The sequence below is a fragment of the Inquilinus sp. genome, from assembly GCF_057815775.1.
In genome coordinates this window covers 1-3,880 of record NZ_JBYRFX010000291.1, presented here as the reverse complement: position 1 = coordinate 3,880, position 3,880 = coordinate 1, and the positions used below count along the sequence as shown (strand labels likewise).

The 3,880-nt window shown below is 69.9% G+C and carries 4 protein-coding genes; 3 read left to right on the top strand and 1 reads right to left on the bottom strand.

The annotated features are described in order from the left end of the window. Positions 1-162: 162 nt before the first annotated feature. Positions 163-951: a 3-oxoadipate enol-lactonase gene (gene pcaD / locus AC3XYG_RS10410; protein ID WP_489139757.1), complete on the bottom strand. Its 789-nt coding sequence runs from the start codon at positions 949-951 to the stop codon at positions 163-165. 107 nt (positions 952-1,058) lie between these two features. Between pcaD and pcaQ the strand changes: the two genes are divergently transcribed. The 3 genes from pcaQ to AC3XYG_RS10395 all read left to right on the top strand — a co-directional run. Next, on the top strand, positions 1,059-2,024 hold the full coding sequence (gene pcaQ, locus AC3XYG_RS10405; protein WP_489139756.1) for a pca operon transcription factor PcaQ: 966 nt from the start codon (positions 1,059-1,061) through the stop codon (positions 2,022-2,024). 188 nt (positions 2,025-2,212) lie between these two features. Beyond that, a complete protein-coding gene (locus AC3XYG_RS10400) occupies positions 2,213-3,487 on the top strand; it encodes a multidrug effflux MFS transporter (protein WP_489139755.1) in 1,275 nt (424 codons plus the stop codon). A 16-nt stretch (positions 3,488-3,503) separates the two neighbouring features. After that, positions 3,504-3,880: HAD family hydrolase (locus AC3XYG_RS10395; RefSeq protein WP_489139754.1), on the top strand; the 377-nt coding region annotated here is incomplete at its 3' end.

Genomic DNA, 3,880 nt, shown 5'->3' with positions numbered 1-3,880 from the left:
CGATGGGTCAGCTGCGGCCGGGTCCACACCCCACCCCAGGCGCCGTTGGTGATGAACTCCTGGAACGGCGCGTCGAATTCCGTGATCCGGGCCTGGGCGCGGTCGACATGGGCGTCGCCCAGCACCTGGCGGCGGACCTTCATGCCCTCGTCGTACAGCTTCTCAGCCACGCGACGCCTCCTCGATGAAGCCGCGGATCAGCCGGGCCAGGGTGTCCGGCGCCTCGATGCACGGGATATGGCCGGCACCCGGGATGTCGGCGTAGCGCGCGCCGGGGATCAGGGCGGCCAGCGACCGCACCAGCTCCGGCGTCGTCGCCGTGTCCGCGGTGCCGCACAGGCACAGCGTCGGCACCGCCACGGCCTGCGCCGCCGCGGTCAGGTCGCCGTCGCGCAGCGCGGCACAAGCAGCGAGATAGCCGTCGGCCGGGGTGCGGCTGAGCATGGCGCGGGCGATCGCCACCAGCTCCGGCTGCTCTGCCCGGAAGGCGGCGGAGAACCAGCGCTCCATTGTCGCGTCGGCGATGCTGGGGACGCCGGCGGCACGGATCGCATCGATGCGCGCCTGCCAGCTTTCCGTCGTGCCGATGCGGTGGGCGGTGTCGCACAGGACCAGGCGGCCGACGAGGTCCGGCCGCAGCCGGCTGAGGCCGAGCGCGATCATGCCGCCGATCGACAGGCCGACGACGGTGGCGCGGCCGATGCCCCTGGCGTCCAGCAGCGCCGCCAGATCGGCGGCATGGGCGTCGATGCTGTCGCCTCCCTCGCTGGTCGACAGGCCGTGGCCGCGCTTGTCGTAGCGCAGGGTCCAGTGGTTGGGGAACAGCGGCACCACCGCATTCCAGATGCGGAAATCGGTGCCGACCGAATTGACGAAGATCAGGGTGGGCGCGTCGCGCGGGCCCCTGTCCTCGATGTGTAGCACGATGCCGTTTGCCTTGACCGCGTCCATCCCTCGATCCTTGGCCGTTTTCCCTGGTCCTGCCTGGGTGTGTGAGCCGACTGTGCTCGGCGGCAACGGTTATGTAAAATGACGAATTGGCCGAGAAACATAACCGGATGAGTATGGCAGAACGCGGCGACAGCGCGGCGGGGATCGAGCGGCGGATCAAGTTCCGGCACCTGCAATGCTTCCTGGAGGCGGCGCGGCTGCGCAGCGTGGTCGCGGCGGCCGATGCGCTGTCGATCAGCCAGCCCGCAGTGTCCAAGACCCTGCGCGAGCTGGAGGAGGCGCTGGGCGCTCCGCTGTTCGACCGCAGCCGCAAGGGCGTGGTGCTGACCGCCTTCGGCAAGACCTTCCTGCACCATGCCGGCACCAGCGTCACCGCCCTGCGCCAGGGCATCGAAAGCGTGGTGCGGGCCCGCGCGGCGGGGGAGGAGCTGCTGCGCGTCGGGGTGCTGCCGACCGTGGCGGCGCAGATGATGCCGGCGGCGCTGCAGCGCTTCCGCGCGGCCTGCCCCGGCGTGGTGGTGCGCGTGGTCGACGGCCCGAACCAGATGCTGCTGGGCCAGCTGCGCGTCGGCGAGCTCGACCTCGTGCTTGGCCGGCTGGCGGAGCCGGAGCAGATGACCGGCCTGTCCTTCGAGCATCTCTATTCCGAACGCATCGCCTTCGCCGTCCGCCCCGGCCATCCGCTGCTCAGCCGTCCGTCCCTGGCCATCCGCGACATCGGCAGCTTCCCGGTGATCGCGCCGCCGCCCGGCTCGGTGATCGGGCCGACGGTCGACAAGCTGCTGATCGCCGCCGGGGTCGGGGTGCTGCCCGACCGGATCGAGAGCGTCTCCCCCACCTTCGGCCGCTCTTACACCCGCCGCACCGATGCGGTCTGGATCATCTCGCGCGGCGCCGTGGCCCAGGATGTGGAAGAGGGCGTGCTGGCCGAACTGGCGATCGATGACGGCGATTCCACCGGCCCGGTCGGCCTGACCATGCGGGCCGAGGTGCCGGCCACCGCCGCGGGCCAGGTGTTCATGGCCATGGTGCGCGACGCGGCGCGGGACGTGCGCTCGGCCGCGGCAGGCTGACGCCGGATCGGACTTCCGTCCTTGCCGCGCGATGCAGCATTGCACTGCAAGCCCTTGCAGCCATGCTGTTCCCGGCCGAAAGTACTCTGGTATCTCATCATCCCCGCAGGGGCGGGCAGCACCCGACCGGCATCGCTTACCACGGCGATGGGGCCGGGTCGTGCCGCGTGGAAACGAGACTGGACCTTATGTCCTTCGTCGGCAGGATCACTGGAATCAGCAAGACAGCGGGCCGCGCCACGCCGGCGCCCGGCTTCGTCGAATTCGTCGGGCTGATCGCCTTCATGATGGCGCTGATCTCGCTGTCGATCGACAACCTGCTGCCGGCCTTCGGCGCGATCCAGGCCGATCTCGGCATCGCCGACCCCAACGCGCTGCAATATGTGCTGACCGCCTACATGGCCGGCTTCGGCGTGATGCAGCTGGTCTACGGCCCGATCTCCGACGTCGTCGGCCGGCGGACGACGCTGATGATCGGCCTGTCGATCTATTGCGTCGGCAGCGTGCTGGCGATCGCCGCGCACGGCTTCGAATGGCTGCTGATCGCCCGCGCCGTGCAGGGCATGGGCGCGGCCGCCGCCCGCGTGCTGACCGTCACCATCGTCCGCGACCGCTTCTCCGGCCGCGAGATGGCGCGGGTGATGTCGCTGATCATGATGGTCTTCATCATCGTCCCGATCTTCGCCCCGGCGATCGGCCAGGCCTTCCTGTTCATGGGCGGCTGGCACGCGATCTTCGTCAGCATGCTGGTGCTGGCGCTGGTGCAGATCGTCTGGTTCAACCGGCGGATGCCGGAGACGCTGCACCCGGAATACCGCAAGGAGTTCTCGATCACCGGCATCCTCGGCGCCATGCGGCGCTGCGTCACCACCCGGGTGTCGATCGGCTACGCCACCGCCATGGGGCTGATGATGGGATCGCTGATGGGCTATCTCGGCTCGTCCCAGGCGATCTTCGAGGTCGATGTCTACGCGCTGGGGCCGATGTTCCCGATGGCGTTCGGCCTGATCGCCGCGGTGATGGGCTTCGCCTCCTTCCTCAACTCCCGGCTGGTGCGCCGCCTGGGCATGCGCCGGATGTCGCACACCGGCATCTGCGGCTTCGTCGCCGTCGGCGCGATCCAGCTGGCGATCGCCTTCGCCTTCAACGGCCATCCGCCCTTGTTCCTGTTCGGCGTTGTGCTGGCCGCCAACATGTTCCTGTTCAGCCTGACCGTGCCGAACTTCAACACCTTGGCGATGGAGCCGCTGGGCGACATCGCCGGCACCGCGTCGTCGGTGTTCGGCAGCTACACCACCATCGCCAGCGCCGCGCTGGGCGCCCTGGTCGGCCAGGCCTTCGACGGCACGGTGGTGCCGCTCGGCTTCGGCTATTTCGGGCTGGGCCTCGCCGCCCTGCTGATGGTGCTGTGGACCGAGCGCGGCCGGCTGTTCGTGCCGCACCATCCCGACCCCGCCCGCTGAAGCCAGGAGAGCCCGGATGCGCCAGCAGACCTCGTTCCTGTTCGACCTCGACGGCACCCTGGTCGACAGCGTCTACCACCACGTCATGGCCTGGCGCGAGGCGCTGGAGGCCGAGGGCATCGAGCTGTCGGTCTGGCGCATCCACCGCAAGATCGGCATGAGCGGCGGGTTGTTCACCAACATGCTGCTGCGCGAGACCGGCCTCGACATCAGCGACGAGCGGGTCGAGCGCCTGCGCCGCCGCCACGCCGAGGCCTACAACCGGCATTCGGAGCAGAGCGTGCCGCTGCCCGGCGCCCGCGAACTGCTGGCCTGGCTGACCGAGGCCGGCATCCCCTGGGCGATCGCCACCAGCGGCCGGATGGAGACGGCGCGGCCGGTGCTGGAGAACCT

Bases quoted from the DNA above. Each gene is read 5' to 3' on its own strand.
- pcaD (WP_489139757.1), bottom strand. From the start codon at position 951: ATGGACGCGGTCAAGGCAAACGGCATCGTGCTACACATCGAGGACAGG.
- pcaQ (WP_489139756.1), top strand. From the start codon at position 1,059: ATGAGTATGGCAGAACGCGGCGACAGCGCGGCGGGGATCGAGCGGCGG.
- AC3XYG_RS10400 (WP_489139755.1), top strand. From the start codon at position 2,213: ATGTCCTTCGTCGGCAGGATCACTGGAATCAGCAAGACAGCGGGCCGC.